This is a genomic window from Candidatus Desulfofervidus auxilii (assembly GCA_030262725.1).
In the GTDB taxonomy this organism is placed as follows: Bacteria; Desulfobacterota; Desulfofervidia; order Desulfofervidales; family Desulfofervidaceae; genus JAJSZS01.
In genome coordinates, this window is sequence record JAJSZS010000007.1 from 92,929 (window position 1) to 111,475 (window position 18,547).

The following is an 18,547-nucleotide window of genomic DNA, read 5'->3' on the forward strand; positions in this document are numbered from 1 at the left end:
AATAATGAAATATATAACCACACCTTTAACTGAAAGTTTGTTAAATGGATTAAAAGTTGGAGATAAGGTTTTGTTGAATGGGATAATTTATACAGCAAGAGACGCAGCCCATAAAAAATTAGTAGAACTTATTAAAAATAATAAACCTTTACCTTTTTCTTTAGAAGGACAGGTTATTTATTATGTTGGACCTACACCTGCCCCACCTGGTAGACCTATTGGCTCAGCTGGTCCTACTACTAGTTCTCGTCTTGATCCATATACGCCTATATTATTATCTGTAGGTTTAAAAGGTATGATTGGTAAAGGAAAAAGAGGAAAAGAGGTAATAGAAGCTATAAAAAAATACAAAGCAATATATTTTGTTACAATAGGAGGAGCAGGTGCCCTTTTATCTCAATGTATTTTAGAAGCAAAGATTATAGCCTATCCAGAATTGGGTCCAGAAGCTATTTATAAATTAAAAGTAAAAGACTTTCCTTTGTTTGTTGCTAATGATATAGAGGGGAATGATTTGTATGAAATTGGTAGAAAATCGTATCAAATTACCAATTAAATTTAAACGTAGTTTTGAAATATTAAGAAAAATAGAAGATATTAGCGGTGAGAATGTGTTTGCCTGTTATCAATGCGGGATGTGTTCTGCTGGTTGTCCTATGGCTCCAGAAATGGATATTTTGCCAAATCAAGTATTAAGACTATTGCAAATAGGGGCAATTGAAGAAGTTTTAGAAACACGTACTGTTTGGCTTTGTGCTTCTTGTTTCACTTGTAGTGCTAGATGTCCAAAAGGAGTAAATTTGGCAAAACTAATGGAAGGTGTGAGAATAGTGATATTGCGCGAAAAAAATAAAGATTATTTTAAACCTGAAGAAATGATAAAGGAGCCTTTACCTGCAATTGCCCTTGTTAGTGCTTTAAGAAAATTTACAACTTAAATGAAAATGAATATTGGCTACTTTCCAGGATGTACTTTAAAAGCAACTGCTTTAAATTTTGAAAAATCTGCTCTAGAGGTAGCAAAAATTTTAGGTTTTCAATTAGAAGAACTTTCACAATGGCATTGTTGTGGTACAGTACCTTCTTTATCTCAAGATGATTTATTAAAACAAATAAGTCCTGTAAGAAATCTTATTTATGCTCAATCATTAGGTTATAATAAAATCGTTACCCTCTGTTCTATGTGTTATAATACACTTGCACAAAGCAATTTATTTGTAAAAGAAAATAAGGAGAAATTGAGAAAAATAAATCAGTTTATGTCCGAAATGCCAGATTATGATGGAGGAGTTGAAGTAAAACATTTTTTAAGTTTCTTAAAAGAGCAAATAACATTAGAAAAAATTAGAGAAAGTGTAAAAACAAGTCTTTCTGGAATTAAAATTGCTTGTTATTATGGTTGCTTACTTTTAAGACCAAAAATTATAGGTATAGATGATAGTGAACAACCTAAAATTCTTGAAGAATTAATGCAAGTTTTAGGAGCAGAACCAGTATACTTTCCTTATAAGACAGAATGTTGTGGTGCATATCATACTGTAATTAAGCCAGATATTGTGGCAAGAAGAGTTTATCGTATTTTAGAAAATGCTAAGGAAAATAAGGCACAAATAGTAATTACTAGTTGCCCTTTATGTCATTTTAATCTGACTAAAAGGCAAGAAGAGATAAAAAAAATTTATCCAGATTTTAAGGGAATACCTGTAGTATATTTTACAGAAATCATGCTACAAGCACTAGGAGAAAATTTTAAATGCGTATAGGTGTATTTGTTTGCCATTGTGGAAGAAATATTGCTGGTATTGTTGATGTAAAAACAGTAGTTGATGAAATTGCTAAATTAAAAGATGTAGTTTTTTGCACAGATTATATTTATCTTTGTAGTGAACCTGGTCAAAAGACTATTCAGGAAAAAATAAAAGAGTTAAATCTCACTCATATAATTGTAGCTGCCTGTAGTCCTTCTTTACATGGTATTACTTTTTCTAGGGCAGTTGAGGCAGCTGGTGTTAATCCTTATCTTTTTGAAATGGTAAATATTAGAGAACAATGTTCTTGGGTACATTCCCATAATCCAGAATTAGCTACTAAAAAAGCAATAAGTTTAATTAAAGCTAGTTTAGCTAAGTTACGTTATTCTCAACCCCTTACACCTATTAAGGTACCTCTTATCCAAAAAGTTTTGGTTATTGGTGGTGGAATAGCTGGCATAAGGGTAGCTTTAGACATTGCTCAGGCAGGATTTGAGGTTTGTTTAGTAGAAAAGTCACCTTCTTTAGGCGGGCGAATGGCACAATTAAGTGAAACCTTTCCTACTTTAGATTGTTCTTCTTGTATTTTAACCCCCTTAATGGTTGAAGTAGCTAGACATAAAAAGATCCATCTTTTTACTTATGCAGAAGTAAAAAAAGTAGAAGGTATAATTGGCAATTTTAAAGTTACTATTGAAAAGAAACCTCGATATGTAATTCCAGAAAAATGTACTGGATGTGGTGATTGTGTGGATGTTTGTCCAGTAGTAGTACCTAATGAGTTTGATCAAGGTTTAGGAGCTAGAAAGGCTATCTATGTTCCATTTCCTCAAGCTGTCCCATTAGTTTATACAATTGATTTTGAAAATTGTTTAAACACAGAAAAACTAATTATCTGTGAACAATGTTTTAAGATTTGTGGCCCAAAGGCTATAGATTTTCTTATGAGACCAGAAGAAATTCAAATAGAAGTAGGAGCTATTGTTGTAGCAACAGGTTATGAATTGTTGCCTTTAGAAGCCCTTAAAGAATATGGAGCTGGAGAATATGAAGATGTAATTACAAGTTTAGATTTTGAACGTTTAATTTCTGCATCTGGCCCAACAGGTGGAATATTGAGGCGCCCATCTGATGGACGTATCCCAAAGAGTGTGGTCTTTATTCAATGTGCAGGTTCTAGGAGCCCAGAACAAGGGCGTCCTTATTGCTCAAAAATTTGCTGTATGTATACAGCAAAACATGCCTTAATTTACAAGCACCTTGTACCAGATGGTGAAGTTTATGTCTTCTACATTGATATTAGAGCAGCAGGCAAAAGATATGAAGAATTTGTTCAGCGGGTAATGGGAGATGGTGTGCTTTATTTAAGAGGAAAGGTTTCTAAAGTATTTCGCCATAATGAAAAAATGGTTGTTTTAGGAGTAGACACTTTAAGTGGTAAGACTGTAGAAGTAGAAACTGATTTAGTTGTACTTGCCCCAGCCATTATACCTAGTAAAGGAGCGCAAGAATTGGCTAAAATGCTTAAAATCCCTGTAGATGAATTTGGATTTTTTAGTGAAATTCATCCCAAATTAAGACCAGTTGAAACTACCAGTCCTGGCATTTATTTAGCAGGAGCTGCACAATCACCAAAAGATATTTCTGAGACTGTAGCTCAAGCAAGTGCTGCTGCAAGCAAAGTTTTATCTCTTCTTTCACAAAAAGAAGCCACTTTAGAACCCATTGTTGCATATGTGGATAAAGAGATTTGTAAAGGATGTGGTTTGTGTCGAAGAGTTTGCCCATTTAAAGCTATTACTATTGTAAGGGAAGATAAAAAGAGATATGCAAAGGTAGAACCAGCTATTTGTCAAGGTTGTGGCTGTTGTATGGCTATTTGTGAAGAAAATGCTATAAATGTAGCTGGCTTTACATATCAACAACTTTCTGCTCAAGTTAGGGCATTATTAGAGGATAAATATGAAGTTAGCAAGAAAACCGCTGAATTTAGAAAAATTTAAGATACCTAGAGGTAAAATTACTATTTTTCCCGAAAGATGTAAAGGATGCAGTTTGTGTATTGAGTATTGTCCAAATGAGGTTTTGGAATTTTCAGAGGATTTTAATGAAAAAGGTTATCATTATCCTGTTATTAAACCAGGGAAAGAAAAAGAATGTATTTTTTGCCAATTTTGCCAGGGAGTATGCCCTGATTTTGCAATTTTTGTTGAAAAATGGGAGGAATAATGAGTAGGGATGTTTTAACAGGAATCCATTTTTTAAGTGGTAATTATGCTTGTGTGGAAGGGGCAATAGCAGCTGGTTGTCGTTTTTATGCCGGCTATCCTATTACCCCTTCTAATGAAATTGCTGAAAGGATGTCTGCTAGATTGCCACAAGTAGGTGGAATATATATTCAGATGGAAGATGAGTTAGGTTCAATGGCTGCTATTTTAGGTGCCTCTTGGGGTGGAGCAAAATCTATGACAGCTACTTCTGGTCCAGGTTTTAGTTTAATGCAAGAAAATATTGGTCTTGGAGCTATGACAGAAACACCATGTGTGGTAGTAAATGTGATGAGAGGAGGCCCTTCTACTGGATTGCCTACATTAGTTGGTCAAGCAGATGTAATGCAAGCAAGATGGGGGAGTCATGGTGATTATGAAATTATTGCTATTTCTCCATCATCACCGCAAGAATGTTTTTCCTTTATGATAAAGGCATTTAATTTAGCAGAAATATGGAGAGTACCAGTAATTGTGCTCATGGATGAAGTAGTTGGTCATATGTGGGAAAAGGTAGTTATTCCTAAAAAAGAGGAAATAAAACTTGTTCCTAGACGCACTCCAACAAAACCACCAGAAATATTTAAACCATATAAAGCTGGAAAGGACTTAGTGCCAGAGATGGCTATTGCAGGCACAGGCTATAGGGTTCATGTAACTGGACTTACACATGATGAACGTGGTTATCCAGCAACCAATCCAGAGGCGCAGGCAAAACTTGTAAAAAGATTGGTAGAAAAGATAAGAAAAAATGTCAAAAAAATTGTTGAATATGAAGAATATAAGATGAAAGACGCAGAAGTAGTACTTGTAAGTTATGGTATTTCTGCTAGACTTTCCCGTCAAGCAGTAGACTGGGCTAGAGAAAAAGGGATAAAAGCAGGTCTTTTAAAATTAATTACTGTATGGCCATTTCCAGAAGAAGAGATAAATAAGCTTTCTAAAAAAGTAAAGGCATTGATTACTGTAGAAATAAATTTTGGACAGATATTCTTTGAAGTAGAAAGGTGTGCTAAAGGAAACTGTCCTTGTCTTTTAGTTAGTCATGCTGGTGGTACTACTCATGATCCAAATGATATCCTTTCTGTAATAGAGGAGGCAATAAAATGAGACCTTTAGAGAAAAAACAAATGCACCCTTTAGAAGTCCTCATACGCACTGAAAGAATGCCACATATTTTTTGTCCTGGTTGTGGTATTGGTACAGTATTGACAAGTTTTGTAGAGGCACTTCTTGAAAGTGAGCTTGATTTAGATAAAGTAGCAGTTTGTTCAGGTATTGGTTGTTCAAGTCGTGTGCCAGGATACCTTAAATTGGATGGCTTTCATACAACACATGGTAGATCTATTGCCTTTGCTACTGGTTTAAAATTAGCTAATCCAGACTTAACCGTGTTTATCTTTGCTGGTGATGGAGATTTGGTGGCAATAGGTGGTAATCACCTCATTCATGCAGCAAGAAGAAACATTGACATGAAGGTAATTTGCATAAACAATTTTAATTATGGTATGACAGGAGGGCAAGTTGGTCCAACTACTCCACTTAAAGCAAAAAGTACAACAAGTGTGTATGGAAACTTTGAAGAACCATTTAATTTGGTTCATCTTATGTGGGCTTGTGGGGCAGTTTATGTTGCTCGTTGGACATCAGCCCATCCTCATTATATAAAGCGCTCTATATTAGAAGCTTTGGAAAAACCTGGATTTTGTTTTATAGAGGTAATTACACCTTGTCCTACTAATTGGGGAAGAAGAAATAAGATGAGGACAGGGATTGATATGACAAAGTTTTTCTTAGAAAGGACAGTAATAAAACTTCATCCTGATCCTTCAGAGGCTCAAATTGAAATGGGGAATCCAATTGTATGTGGAGTTTTTGTTGATAGAGAAAGACCTGATTTTATCAGTGCCATGAAAGAGCAAGTGGCAGATAAAGTAAAAATTTATGAATTTAGAGGTGATGGTCGAGTGGAAATCCCACAAGTGCCTAAAAAATCAGTATTAACACCTTCTACTAAAAAGAAGTTAAAAGATATTTATAAGATAAAAATTGCTGGTCTTGGTGGGCAAGGTATGGGACTCTTAGGTTTAATTATTGGAAGGGCAGCTACTATATTTGATGGCAATGAAGCCCTTTACACTCAAGAATATGGCCCAGAGGCTAGAGGAGGAGCTTCTAGTTCAGCAATAATTATTTCTGAAAAAAAAGTAGATGTTCCTTATTTTGCTAAACCTGATGTCTTAATTATCATGGCTCAAGCTGCCTTTCGTAAGTATAAAAAATTACTCCATCCAGGATGCATTTTAATCATAAATAGTGATTTAGTTAAAGCAAAAGACATACCTGAAGGAATAAAAGTTTATGGTATTCCAGCTTCAAGAATGGCAGAAAAGCTTGGCCGTAGTATTGTAGCTAACATAGTGATATTAGGATTTTTTACTGCTATTACAGATATTATTAGTCTTGAAGCAGCAAAAGAGGCACTTAAAATGTCCATACCAAAGGGCACAGAAGAATTTAATTTAAAGGCATTTGAAAAAGGGTATGAATATGGAAAGGGTAAAAAAACAAATACCTGAATTTGACTATGAAAAGGTAGAAGTAAAAAAGGTTCCTATTTTTATTATGGGTAAAAGGTATGAGGTGCCTGAAGGGCTTACTATTATGAAAGCGGTTGAATATGCAGGTTATAGATATATACGTGGTTGTGGTTGCAGAGCTGGTATTTGTGGGGCTTGTGTTACTGTATATCGAATAGCAGGAGATTATCGACTTTACTTTGGACTTGCTTGTCAAACGCCTATTCAGCCTAATATGTATCTTACTCAAATTCCATTTGTTCCAGCAAATAAAGCTATTTATGACATTAATCAGCTTAAGCCAGATATTTTTACTATTGAAAAACTATACCCAGAAACTTTTCGTTGTCTTGCTTGTAATACATGTACCAAAGCCTGTCCAATGGAGATTCCAGTGATGGATTACATTCAGGCTTTAATTAAAGGCGATATAAAAAGTTGTGCTGAGATTTCCCATAGTTGCATTATGTGTGGGATGTGCAGTTTACGTTGTCCAGCAGAAATTCAACATTTTCATGTAGCCATGTTAGCTAGAAGATTATATGGAAAATATTTAATGCCTAAAGCAAAACATCTAGAAAAAAGAGTGAAACAGATAAAGGAAGGGAAATTTGATTGGATGTTAGATGAATTGATGAAATTATCAGATGAGGAATTAAAAAAACGTTATGCAGAAAGGGAATGGGAGCCAGAGCCTTATGATCCAAATTGGCGTCCAAAAGAAACAAAATATTTAATTATTGAGGATTGATTATGAAAACATCCGGATATCCAGAAAGTTTACAGGAGTCATTGGCAAAGGTAGAAAGTTCAAGGGCTAAGAGAGTTGAATTAGCTAAAAAACAAAAGTATTTCCATAAACTCTCACCTAATGAATATGAAGAAATTTTAAAAAAATATCATCCAGATTATAAGCCTGAAGGCAGAAAAAGATTAAAGGTTGGCCCAAATAAAGGAGAAAAATTACAAACAGAATTAATTGAAATATTACAAGGACAACCATGGATTGATCCTATTGATTTTAAAAAGAGATTAAAATCGCCTGATTTTAGTACCGATGTTTTAATTATTGGTGGAGGAGGGGCTGGAAGTACAGCTGCTTTAATGGCATCAGAAAATGGTTGTCAAGTGATTTTGGCAACAAAATTAAGACATGGGGATGCTAATACCATAATGGCAGAAGGAGGAATTCAGGCAGCTGATTTACCTTATGATTCACCTTATTATCACTTTTTAGATACAATTGGAGGGGGTCACTTCACTAATGACAAAAGGTTAGTAAGAACTTTAGTTTTAGATGCACCTATTGTTATTAAATGGCTTGAGGATCTAGGTGTAATGTTTGATAAGGAGCCAGATGGTACAATGAAGGAGTTAAAGGGAGGTGGTCTTTGTCGTCGTCGGATGCATTCTTCAAAAGATATGACAGGTCTAGAGATTATGAGAGTTTTACGAGATGAAGTTAGAAATAGAGCAGATAGGATTGAAATTTTGGAATTTTGTCCTGCTGTTGAGCTATTGTTAGATGAAACTGGAGCTATAGGTGGAGCAATTTTATATAACTTAGAAACAGAAGAATTTTTGGTAGCAAAGGCAAAGGCAGTAATTTTAGCTACTGGTGGTTATGGTCGTTTACACTTATATGGTTTTGCTACTACAAATCACTATGGAGCAACAGGAGATGGTTTAGTATTAGGTTATCGTTTAGGTATTCCTCTAAGAAATTTAAAATATGCCCAATTTCATCCTACAGGAGCTGCTTTTCCTGAACAATGCATAGGGATGCTTATTACTGAAAAAGTGAGAACCCTTGGAGCAGAGCCAATTAATTGTGATGGAGAAAGATTTTGTCATCCCCTTGAGCCAAGGGATGTGGAATCAGCTTTAATTATACGAGAATGTGTTGAAAGAAATAAAGGTGTAATTACGCCTACTGGTAGGGTTGGAGTTTGGCTTGATTCACCGATGATTGATATGATTTGGGGTGAAGGCACAGTTGAGAAAGCATTGGCAAGTAAATACTTACAATTTAAAAGGTATGGAATTGATATTGCTAAAGAGCCCATGCTTGTTTTTCCCACTTTACATTATCAAAATGGAGGTTTGGCTATTAATGAATGGGGTGAGACAGTAATACCTGGGCTCTTTGCAGCTGGAGAGGTAACAGGTGGAGTGCATGGAGATAATCGATTGATGGGTAATTCCCTCTTGGACATAAATGTCTTTGGTAGAAGAGCAGGAACAAAGGCAGCAGAATTTGCTAAAAAAAGAAAAAAAGTAAAGTCACTTACTTTAAAACATCTTGAAGAATATCTTAAAGCCTTAAAAGAAGCCAAGATAAAGCCACAAAAAAAATCGCCTATTATTTTGCCTGATTATAGGAAAAAAGAGATATTGGGGTAAATTTGAAATGAAAATTCATGAGTATCAAGCAAAGGAGCTATTTAAAAAATTTTTTATTTCTGTACCTGAAGGAAGATTAGCAGAAACAGTAGATGAAGTAAGACAGATTGCTGAAGAATTAGGTTTGCCTTTAGTAATTAAAGCTCAGATTCAAGCAGGTGGTCGAGGTAAAGGAGGGGGTATAAAACTGGCTAAAACTTTAGAAGAGGCAAAAAATATTGCTCAAAGTTTATTAGGAAAACCTTTGATCACACCTCAAACTGGACCAGAAGGGAAGATAGTAAGAAAGGTTTTAGTAGAAAAGGCAGTTAATATTAAAAAAGAATTTTATGTAGGTCTTGTGATAGATAGAAGTAAAAATAGACCAGTTATAATGGTCAGCCCTGCTGGTGGAATGGAGATAGAAGAGCTGGCTAGAGAAAAGCCAGAGTTAATTTTTAAAGAAACAATTGATCCTTTTTTAGGATTTTTACCTTATCAAGCAAGAAATTTATGTTTTAAAACCGGTCTTCCTGTAAAAGAGGCAACAAAATTATTAATTTCTTTATATAAATTATTTGTGGATTATGATTGCTCATTAGCTGAAATAAATCCATTAGCTATTACAGAAGATAATAAGCTTTTGGCTATAGATGCCAAATTAAATTTTGATGATAGTGCCCTTTATCGCCATCCAGATATAAAAGAGATGCTTGATCCAGAAGAACTTGATCCACTTGAATATGAGGCAATGAAACATCGCTTAAATTATGTTCGTTTAGATGGAAATGTAGGTATTATGGTAAATGGTGCAGGTTTGGCTATGGCAACTATGGATGTAATTAAGCTTTATGGAGCAAAACCAGCCAATTTTTTAGATGTAGGTGGTGGGGCAAATGTAGAGATGATTTCTCAGGGATTAAAGATTTTACTTTCTGATCCAAATGTAAAATTGATTTTTATTAATATTTTTGGTGGCATATTGCGTTGTGATGTTTTAGCAGAGGGACTAATTGAGGCAGCTAAAAAAGTAAATATTAATGTGCCAATTTTAATAAGATTAGAAGGTACAAATGTGGAAAAAGGGCGTAAGATGCTTTCTGATTCAGATTTAAATTTTATTGTGGCAAAGGATATTAGTGATGCAGGAAAAAAGATTATGGAGATTTTAAGGGGTTGAATATGGCTATTTTAGTGAATGAAGATACAAAAGTGCTTGTTCAAGGTATTACTGGAAAAGAAGGTGCATTTCATACAAAACAGATGCTTTCTTATGGAACAAAAATTGTTGCAGGAGTAACACCTGGCAAAGGAGGGCAGGAGATAGAGGGAGTGCCAGTATTTAATACTGTGGAAGAAGCAGTAAAAGAGACAGGAGCAAATGCTTCAGTTATATTTGTACCAGCTCCATTTGCTCCTGATGCCATTTATGAAGCTACTTCTGCTGGAATAAAGTTAATTGTTTGTATTACAGAAGGTATACCTACTTTTGATATGATGAAGGTAAAGCGTTATTTAGAAGAACATCCTGATGTAACACTTATTGGCCCGAATTGTCCTGGTTTAATTGCCCCTCCATTTAAATGTAAGCTTGGGATAATGCCTGGTCATATTCATACTCCTGGTTCAATTGGTGTTGTTTCTCGCAGTGGTACGCTTACTTATGAAATAGACTATCAATTAACATTAGCTGGCTTAGGTCAAACTACTTGTGTTGGTATTGGTGGTGATGCCATTCCTGGAAGCAGTTTTATTGATATTTTAAAGCTATTCAATGAAGATGAAGAGACAAAGGGTGTGGTTATGGTAGGAGAGATTGGTGGTACAGCTGAAGAAGAGGCAGCTATATATATCAAAAAATACTTTAAAAAGCCAGTTATAGCTTTTATTGCTGGACGCACAGCCCCTCCTGGAAAACGTATGGGACACGCTGGTGCTATCATTTCTGGAGGTCAAGGGACAGCTGAAAGCAAAATAAAGGCTTTAAAAGAAGCAGGTATCTTTGTAGCTGAAGATTTAGGTAAACTTGGAGAAACTGTAAAAGAAGTGGTGGGTGTATAAATGGCACAAAAAAAGAAAAAATTGCCAAGACATGCCTTTTTAAAATGTCGAGGAGGTAAAAGGGCACAGCGTACATTTGAATATCCAAGTGATTTAGATTGTAAAGAGGCAGTAAAAAGATATGGTATTAATCTTTTATGTAAGATTGGTTGTCTTGGGCTTGGTAGTTGCGTTAAAGCCTGTCCAGAAGAAGCAATTGTTATTGGTGAGCAAGGATTGCCTATTATTGATGAAGAAAAATGCATTGGTTGTGGTAAGTGTATAGCAGCTTGTCCTCAAAAAGTTCTAGAATTGGTTTCTCCTATTTCACCTATTTTACGTTTTAATCGTACTGATGATTGCTTAGCACCATGTCAACAAGCCTGTCCTGCTCAGATAGATATTCCAAGGTTTATTCAAAAAATTAAAGCAGGCGATTATAAAAAGGCACTTTCTATAATTAAAGAACATATGCCTATGCCTTTAATATTAGGTAGGGTATGTCCAAGACCCTGTGAAGAGCACTGTCGTCGTAATCAAATAGATGAACCTGTAGCCATTAATTATTTAAAGCGTTTTGTAGCAGATTATGAATGGAAAAAAGGAGAAAGATCATCTGTATTTATTGCTCCTGATACTGGATATAAAGTAGCCATTATTGGAGGAGGGCCAGCCGGGCTTGCCTGTGCCTATTTTTTACGCCGTTTAGGTCATAAAGTGACTATTTTTGAAGCTATGCCTAATTTAGGTGGCATGTTGCGTTATGGAATTCCAGATTTTAGATTACCTCAAAGAATATTAGATTGGGAAATAGAAGGCATTTTAAAACTAGGAATTGAAGTTCAGACACAAAAGGCGTTAGGAAAAGATTTTACTTTAGCTGATCTGCATAAGGATTATGAAGCTATTTTTTTGGCTATTGGTGCTTGGAAAGGTCGGGAATTAAAAATTGAAGGAAAAGATATAAAAGGTGTGATTTCTGGGATAAAATTTTTAAGGGAAGTTGCTGAAGGCAAAAGACCAGAATTAGGGAAAAAGGTGATAGTAATTGGTGGTGGCAATGTAGCTATGGATGCGGCAAGGACTGCCTTAAGGCTTGGAGCAAAAGAAGTCTGTATTGTCTATCGAAGGAGCAGAACAGAAATGCCTGCTCTAAAAGAGGAAATAGAAGCAGCTGAAGAAGAGGGGATAAAATTTATTTTTTTAACTGCTCCTTTGTGTTTTGTTGGAGAAAATGGTCATTTATCTGCATTAAAATGTATTAAGATGAAATTAGGTGAACCAGATGAAAGTGGCCGCTGTCGTCCTATTCCTATTCCTGGTACTGAGGAATATCTACCTGCAAATACAGTAATTCTGGCTATTGGTCAGCAGCCTGATACTGAATTTTTAAAAAATGATCCTATTGGTAAAGACTTAGAAATTAGTAAAAGAGGTACAGTTGTTGTTAATCCTGAAACTTACCAAACAAACATTCCATTTATTTTTGCTGCCGGAGATGCTGTATTGGGGCCAAAGCGGGTAGTAGATGCTATTGGTACAGCTAGATTAGCGGCAAGAAGTATTCATCTATTTTTGAAAAAAGGTGAAGTAAAAATTATTCAGAATAGACTTAAAGAGTTTTTGCCAGAACCTGTTATAGATAAACAAAAAATAAAAATTTTACCTCGTCAGAAAATGCCTAAACGTGCTGTTGCTGAAAGGATAAAAGATTTTGAAGAGATAGAAAAGGGTTTTAATGAAGAAATAGCATTAACAGAGGCAAAAAGATGTCTCAACTGTGGCCTAACTTGCTATGGTGAGGAATAATAAAAAGCAATTTATTTCACCTTGTCGTTATGCCTGTCCACTTATGAGACCTATTCAAAGGCATAATATTATTTTAGGACAATTAGCCAAAAAGGTAAAAGTACAAGGAGATGAAAAAACTTTTTTAAATCTCTATGATGAATGGTTTAATTTTAATCCATTATTTGGTATTTGCGGTTATGTATGTGGTATTTGTGAAGATTTTTGTAATCGACTTAAAGTAGATGAAAAAGTGCACATTCGGCTTATTGAAAGGTTTTTATTTGATTGGTACAAAGATGCAGTTATAAAGGGAAAAATTCCTCCATATCGTTCCTTTAATATCTTTCCTTTAAAAGAGAAAGTGGCAATAATAGGTAGCGGACCTGCAGGTTTAACTGCTGCTTTCTTTTTAGCTAAAGAAGGTTATCAAGTTACTATATTTGAAACAAAAAAAAGACCTGGTGGAGCTTTATATCTTATTCCTTCATTTCGTTTACCTAAAGAAGTAGTCAATTTTGTTGTAGACCAAATAATTACTCCTTTAAATATTAAGTTAGAACTAAATACAAAAATACCTATTACTGAGCTTAAAAAAGATTATAAAGCTATTATTATTGCCACTGGTACACCATTACCTCGTCCTGTACCACCATTTGCTAAAGGTTTTGAAGGTGTAGAAAGTGCTATTGAGATTCTTTCTCAAATTAGTGAAGGTACAATAGATAAAGGGAAATATCAGGGAAAACAAGTAGTAGTTATTGGTGGTAGTGGTGTGGCTATTGATGTTGCACGCTCTATAAGAAGATTAGGAGCAAATGTAAGTCTTGCTTGCCTTGAATCAGAGGATAGAACTTCTAAAGATGGTATTTTAGCTAATATAGAAGATGAGAGATGTGGAAAAGAAGAAGGCATAACTTTTTATTATTCTTATGGATTACAAAAAATAGAAAAAGAAAATAATAAACTTAAACTTATTTTTATTAAATGTACTTCTGTTTATGATTTAAAAGATGGAATAAAAATTTTTAATCCCCAATTTGATTCAAGTGATACTATGTTTCTTACTACCAATTATCTTGTATTTGCTATTGGTCAGGTACCTGACAGGGAATACTTAAAAGAAATACTGGATGAGAATGGACGCTTAAATGTAGATCCTGTTACTTTAGCCACCTCAGTAGAGGGTATCTTTGTTGCTGGTGATGTTTTTAGAATTGGCAGAGTAGCTGATGCAATTAAAGCAGGAAAGAAAGTAGCTGAATCAGTAAAGCATTTTCTTAAAAATCAAGATTTAAAGACCAATCAAGAAAAAAAAGATTTTATTGTTGTTGAATTACCTTGCCAAATAGAGCGAATCCCAAAAAAACCTGCACAATATCCAAGCTTTTTGCCAGTTGAAGAGCGCTTAAAAGGTTTTTCCTTACAACAGAGGGGATTGAATCTAGATGAGGTTATCCTTGAGACAAGTCGATGTTTACATTGTGATTACTGTGAAAACTGTGAAGCTTGTATTGCATTAGGATTTAGAGAAAAAGTTTATAAAATGTATGTTATTGAAGAAAATTGTGATGGCTGTGGTTATTGTGTAGATGTTTGTGTATATAATGCTATAAAACTTATTGAATATATAAAAAATGGTGAAATAAAAAAGACTGTAGAAATAAATACTATGAGTTGTCGCGGCTGTGGAGCTTGTCAAGCTACTTGTCCAAAAGAGGGATGTGCTATTCCTGGTTTTAGTATAAAAGAACTTAAAGCAGAATTAGAAAAACATTTACATGCATGAAGAAATTAAAAAAGCATGTAAAATTATATCAGATACAAAGAAATTAACTGTTCTTACTGGTGCTGGTATTTCAGCTGAAAGCGGAATACCTACATTTAGAGGTCCTGGAGGTCTTTGGCAAAAATATAATGTAGCTGAACTTGCTACTCCAGAAGCATTTAAAAAAGACCCAAAACTTGTTTGGGAATTTTATAACTGGCGAAGGGAATTAATTTCAAAGGCAAAATGTAATCCTGCTCATAAAGCATTAGTTAAATTAGAAGAAAAAATGCCTAAATTTTGTCTGATTACTCAAAATATAGATGGTCTTCATCTTAAAGCAGGTAATAGAAATATTATAGAACTTCATGGAAATATCTGGTGGGTAAGGTGTACAAGATGTAGCTTTTTAAAAGAAGATAGAAGAGTACCTTTACCTTTTCCACCCCTTTGCCCAAACTGTCAAAATTTGCTCCGTCCGCATGTTGTTTGGTTTGGTGAACCTTTAGATCTTGATATATTAAACCTAGCAATAAGAGAAGCAGAAACTGCAGAAACTTTTTTAATTATAGGTACATCAGCTACTGTTCAGCCAGCAGCTTCTTTAATATGGCTAGCTAAAGAAAAAGGTGCTTTTTTAATTGAGATAAACCCAGAACCCAGTGAAGCTACACCTATTGTAGATATTTATCTCAAGGGAAAATCAGGGGAAATATTACCTAAATTGGTTTAGCTAGGATTCTTGACAAAATTAGGCTTTAAATATACAAAGATTATATAGGTCGGGACGTGGCGCAGCCTGGTAGCGCACCTGCATGGGGCGCAGGTGGTCGCAGGTTCAAATCCTGTCGTCCCGACCATTAAAAAATTTCTTTTACTTTTATCTTAAAACCAGGAAGAATTTTTGAGCTAGCGACTTGAGATGAACTATATTTACCTAAAAGTATATATTTTCTTTCTTTTAAAGTATAAACTTCTACAATCTTTTTTTCAGGGTCTACCAGCCAATACTCCTTTACCCCTGCTTTAGCATATTCATTAAATTTATCCACCCTATCGATCCTTTCTGTATTGGGTGATATTATTTCTATGATAAGGTCTGGAACTCCATAAAATTTTTCTCCTGCTCTATCAGAATGCTCCTTTGACAAAAAGAATATATCAGGTTCTCTTATCTTTCCAGGCCAAAGCCTTACAGGAAGTGGTGCAATAAGTACTTCGCCTAAGTTTCTTTCTTTGACAAATGTCCTTAATCTAAAAGCCAACTCTAGAAGAACAATTTGATGGCTCCTTGTAGGATGTGGTGGCATTATAAGCTTCCCTTCTGATAGCTCCACATAAAGGTTTGTGTCAGGAAGGGAAAAGTAGTCCTCTTCAGTCCACTCTCCTTGAGAAGGATATAAATTGGCTACTTCAAGCGTCAAATCTCTCTTTATCTCTGTCTGCATAGTCTTAACTTACCTCAAAAGGTATAAACATGCAACGTATCCGACAGTGGTTTTTTAAAGCGTATTACATCACAAAAAGTCTTGAAAAACAAGGGCATATTGTGGTATATGGGAAATACTTAAAAATTAAAAGAAAAAGGAGGTTATTATGACAAAACAGGAACTTGTTAAGGAAGTGGCATCAAGGACAAGTATGAAAAAAGCTGATGTTATTAAGATAATTGATAGTCTGGTTGAAGTGGTAAGGACACAGCTTGCAGAGGGAAAGAAAGTGAGGATTAACGGTCTTGGAATATTTAACGTGGTGAAACGCAACAAGAGGACAGTGAGAAATCCTCAAACAGGAAAGAAAATGACTGTGCCTGAGAAAAATGTGGTAAAGTTTAAGGCAGCAAAGGCTTTAAATGATGCTATTAAGTAGTTATATCGTATCTTTATAACCCCAGATGGTGAAGTAATAACATATGATGATTTGGCAACAGACTCTCCATGAAGGAGGCAATATGATTATGAAAACAGGCTGATTAGACTACCTATCCAGATGGTTTGACAAATTCATTTGCATATAGCCTGATGGAATTGGCTACTTCAAAATCATTTTATTATGCCACACTTGTAGTTTCTTGTAGGACAAACAAGGATTTGGGAAGATTTTGCTTGACAAAATTTTTTATGTTATTTTATATTTTTAACAAAAATTTAAAATGAAAGTAGGAGGAAAGAAATGAAAAAGATTGCAATAGTACTTATATGTATTGTTTCTTTGGTCTTTGGTACTAAATTAGTTTGGGCTTCAAACGAAGCAACATGGGTTACAGATGCAGTTCAATTATCTGCACAGGAAACGGGAATTAATGTCAGTTTAATCTCATTTGACAGAAAACAATTGGTTGATGATATCTACAAATATACTTTGATATTGAAAGTGGGTTTTGGCGAATTTGACAAGATAGGTGTCTATAGGGTGATAAAAGAAAGAGCGCCATGGGTTCCGATTATAGCACCAAAAGCGGTGATGATGATTCATGGTGATGCAACAAACTTTGACAATTCCTTCTTGGGTAGCACAGTTTCTGATAAGGTATCTATATACCAATCCTTGGGCATCTTTCTGGCACAGAACAATGTGGATGTCTGGGGAGTAGACCGTAGATGGACATTTGTACCAGATTACTACCCTGGGACAGAATATCCATACTGCTATATTGATGGCTGTGAATTTATGAAAAACTGGAATACTGCGTTGCATGTTAATGACATTATGGTAGGCGTGAAAATTGCCAGAGTAGCGAGAGGTTTGACAGGCAGCGGTTTTGGCAAGCTGTTTATGTTGGGACACAGCAGGGGCGCTCAGTTTGCCTTAGCCTACGCTAACAGAGAGACGCAGATACCGGTGTTTTTGCGTGATTTGAAAGGAATCATCATTCTGGATAAGGTCTATAAGTTTTCACCAGAGAATCAGAAGTTAAAAGATGCCGCTTATGAAAGGTACCTTGCATTAAAGAAAAAGTACGACTCAGGGATATATTACAGCGATGAGGGAGCAGTTATGAAGTATATGGCCTATTTGGCAGCTACGTTTCCGGATGACCAATCACCAATCATTCCAGAGCTTACAAACAAACAAGCAGCTCTATTCGTCTTGTCCGCAACGTATGCCACATTTGAACCACTCGAGCCATATGTGCCATTCTACCACTATCTTGCTGGAGTATTTGATGAATTCGGAATCCCACAAGGACTGCAGTTCACAAATACTGACTATGCCCTCGACATTGGTCTTGCAACACCGAGCTTCCAGAGTATTGCAGAAAATATCGATGGAGAAGCACTAATGTCTGATAAGGTTGAAGTGCCTTACGATGACCACTTAAGTGAGATAAATATTCCGGTCTTTTATGTGGGTGCAGCAGGCGGGTTTGGTGAATATGGCATATATACCGTAACACTCCTTGGAAGCACTGATAAGGAGACATTGGTTGTTCAGCTATATCCACCGGAAGATGTAGCACTGGATTATGGACATGTTGATCTTTTGTGGGCAGATAATGCAAAATCTCTTGTTTGGCAGCCAATATATGAGTGGATAAACACACATTAAAAAGAAATAAAGTAATCAATAAAGTAAGACTACCGGAACCAATTTCTGGAGGATTATTGCTTTCTTCATTTTAGTGGTGGAGAACCCTTTTTGAATTTCAATCTTTTGTTAAGAGCAGTAGAGGTTGCTCACAAACTAGTGGCTTTGATTTTCCTATGGGTAATATATTATTTTTAAAAAAGTGATGAGCATGAAGTGGTTGATGGACAACAAAGAGTAACCACTTCTCTAATAACTTATCAAATCCATTATTGATAGACTCGAAGATTTCGGATACAAAAGAAAAGCAAATGAGTTAAAGGATAAATATATATAATTTTTCAAGAAAAAGATTTCACCAGAATTAAATTTAGACCACAGAAATATGATAGAAACTTTAGGGAGGAATAAAAGATGTCAAGTAGATTAATAGAAATATTTGAG

General features: G+C 35.2%; 17 protein-coding genes and 1 tRNA gene. 17 read left to right on the forward strand and 1 reads right to left on the reverse strand.

What is annotated here, in order from left to right:
- The first annotated feature begins 4 nt into the window (after positions 1 to 4).
- The 15 genes from LWW95_05650 to LWW95_05720 all read left to right on the forward strand — a co-directional run bounded on the left by LWW95_05650 (position 5) and on the right by LWW95_05720 (position 15,435).
- Positions 5 to 556: a Fe-S-containing hydro-lyase gene (locus tag LWW95_05650; protein MDL1956518.1), complete on the forward strand. Its 552-nt coding sequence runs from the start codon at positions 5 to 7 to the stop codon at positions 554 to 556.
- Positions 519 to 938: a 4Fe-4S dicluster domain-containing protein gene (locus LWW95_05655; protein MDL1956519.1), complete on the forward strand. Its 420-nt coding sequence runs from the start codon at positions 519 to 521 to the stop codon at positions 936 to 938. Before LWW95_05650 ends, LWW95_05655 begins: the two co-directional genes overlap by 38 nt.
- Positions 939 to 1,763, forward strand: a complete 825-nt coding sequence (locus LWW95_05660; GenBank protein ID MDL1956520.1) for a CoB--CoM heterodisulfide reductase iron-sulfur subunit B family protein — start codon at positions 939 to 941, stop codon at positions 1,761 to 1,763.
- Entirely contained in the window at positions 1,754 to 3,754 is a 2,001-nt protein-coding gene (locus tag LWW95_05665; protein MDL1956521.1) for a CoB--CoM heterodisulfide reductase iron-sulfur subunit A family protein, read from the forward strand. Before LWW95_05660 ends, LWW95_05665 begins: the two co-directional genes overlap by 10 nt.
- Positions 3,714 to 3,980, forward strand: a complete 267-nt coding sequence (locus LWW95_05670; protein MDL1956522.1) for a 4Fe-4S dicluster domain-containing protein — start codon at positions 3,714 to 3,716, stop codon at positions 3,978 to 3,980. The genes LWW95_05665 and LWW95_05670 overlap by 41 nt, the downstream gene beginning before the upstream one ends.
- Entirely contained in the window at positions 3,980 to 5,128 is a 1,149-nt protein-coding gene (locus LWW95_05675) for a 2-oxoacid:acceptor oxidoreductase subunit alpha (GenBank protein ID MDL1956523.1), read from the forward strand. The genes LWW95_05670 and LWW95_05675 overlap by 1 nt, the downstream gene beginning before the upstream one ends.
- A complete protein-coding gene (locus tag LWW95_05680) occupies positions 5,125 to 6,597 on the forward strand; it encodes a thiamine pyrophosphate-dependent enzyme (protein MDL1956524.1) in 1,473 nt (490 codons plus the stop codon). The genes LWW95_05675 and LWW95_05680 overlap by 4 nt, the downstream gene beginning before the upstream one ends.
- Positions 6,569 to 7,348 carry a 4Fe-4S dicluster domain-containing protein gene (locus LWW95_05685; protein ID MDL1956525.1) on the forward strand — a complete coding sequence of 260 codons (780 nt, stop codon included), beginning with the start codon at positions 6,569 to 6,571 and terminating at the stop codon, positions 7,346 to 7,348. The genes LWW95_05680 and LWW95_05685 overlap by 29 nt, the downstream gene beginning before the upstream one ends.
- A gap of 2 nt (positions 7,349 to 7,350) precedes the next feature.
- Positions 7,351 to 9,000 (forward strand): FAD-binding protein, encoded by a 1,650-nt coding sequence (locus LWW95_05690; protein MDL1956526.1) that lies wholly within the window; start codon positions 7,351 to 7,353, stop codon positions 8,998 to 9,000.
- A 7-nt stretch (positions 9,001 to 9,007) separates the two neighbouring features.
- Positions 9,008 to 10,159 carry an ADP-forming succinate--CoA ligase subunit beta gene (gene sucC / locus LWW95_05695; GenBank protein MDL1956527.1) on the forward strand — a complete coding sequence of 384 codons (1,152 nt, stop codon included), beginning with the start codon at positions 9,008 to 9,010 and terminating at the stop codon, positions 10,157 to 10,159.
- A 2-nt stretch (positions 10,160 to 10,161) separates the two neighbouring features.
- Positions 10,162 to 11,040, forward strand: coding sequence for a succinate--CoA ligase subunit alpha (gene sucD, locus LWW95_05700; GenBank protein ID MDL1956528.1), 879 nt, complete (start codon positions 10,162 to 10,164; stop codon positions 11,038 to 11,040).
- The gene (locus tag LWW95_05705; protein MDL1956529.1) at positions 11,041 to 12,828 is read left to right on the forward strand and encodes an FAD-dependent oxidoreductase; all 1,788 of its coding nucleotides are present in this window, start codon (positions 11,041 to 11,043) and stop codon (positions 12,826 to 12,828) included. It begins immediately after the preceding gene.
- Positions 12,815 to 14,596 (forward strand): FAD-dependent oxidoreductase, encoded by a 1,782-nt coding sequence (locus tag LWW95_05710; protein MDL1956530.1) that lies wholly within the window; start codon positions 12,815 to 12,817, stop codon positions 14,594 to 14,596. The genes LWW95_05705 and LWW95_05710 overlap by 14 nt, the downstream gene beginning before the upstream one ends.
- Positions 14,589 to 15,308, forward strand: a complete 720-nt coding sequence (locus tag LWW95_05715; protein ID MDL1956531.1) for an NAD-dependent deacylase — start codon at positions 14,589 to 14,591, stop codon at positions 15,306 to 15,308. Before LWW95_05710 ends, LWW95_05715 begins: the two co-directional genes overlap by 8 nt.
- A gap of 50 nt (positions 15,309 to 15,358) precedes the next feature.
- Positions 15,359 to 15,435, forward strand: a tRNA-Pro gene (locus tag LWW95_05720).
- Here LWW95_05720 and LWW95_05725 read toward each other — a convergent pair.
- On the reverse strand, positions 15,436 to 16,023 hold the full coding sequence (locus LWW95_05725; GenBank protein MDL1956532.1) for a Uma2 family endonuclease: 588 nt from the start codon (positions 16,021 to 16,023) through the stop codon (positions 15,436 to 15,438).
- A gap of 148 nt (positions 16,024 to 16,171) precedes the next feature.
- On the opposite strand from LWW95_05725, the gene LWW95_05730 reads away from it, so the two are divergent.
- Together LWW95_05730 and LWW95_05735 are read left to right on the forward strand one after the other, a co-directional pair.
- Positions 16,172 to 16,444 (forward strand): HU family DNA-binding protein, encoded by a 273-nt coding sequence (locus LWW95_05730; GenBank protein ID MDL1956533.1) that lies wholly within the window; start codon positions 16,172 to 16,174, stop codon positions 16,442 to 16,444.
- 303 nt (positions 16,445 to 16,747) lie between these two features.
- Entirely contained in the window at positions 16,748 to 18,124 is a 1,377-nt protein-coding gene (locus LWW95_05735) for a hypothetical protein (protein MDL1956534.1), read from the forward strand.
- The last annotated feature ends 423 nt before the right edge of the window (positions 18,125 to 18,547 follow it).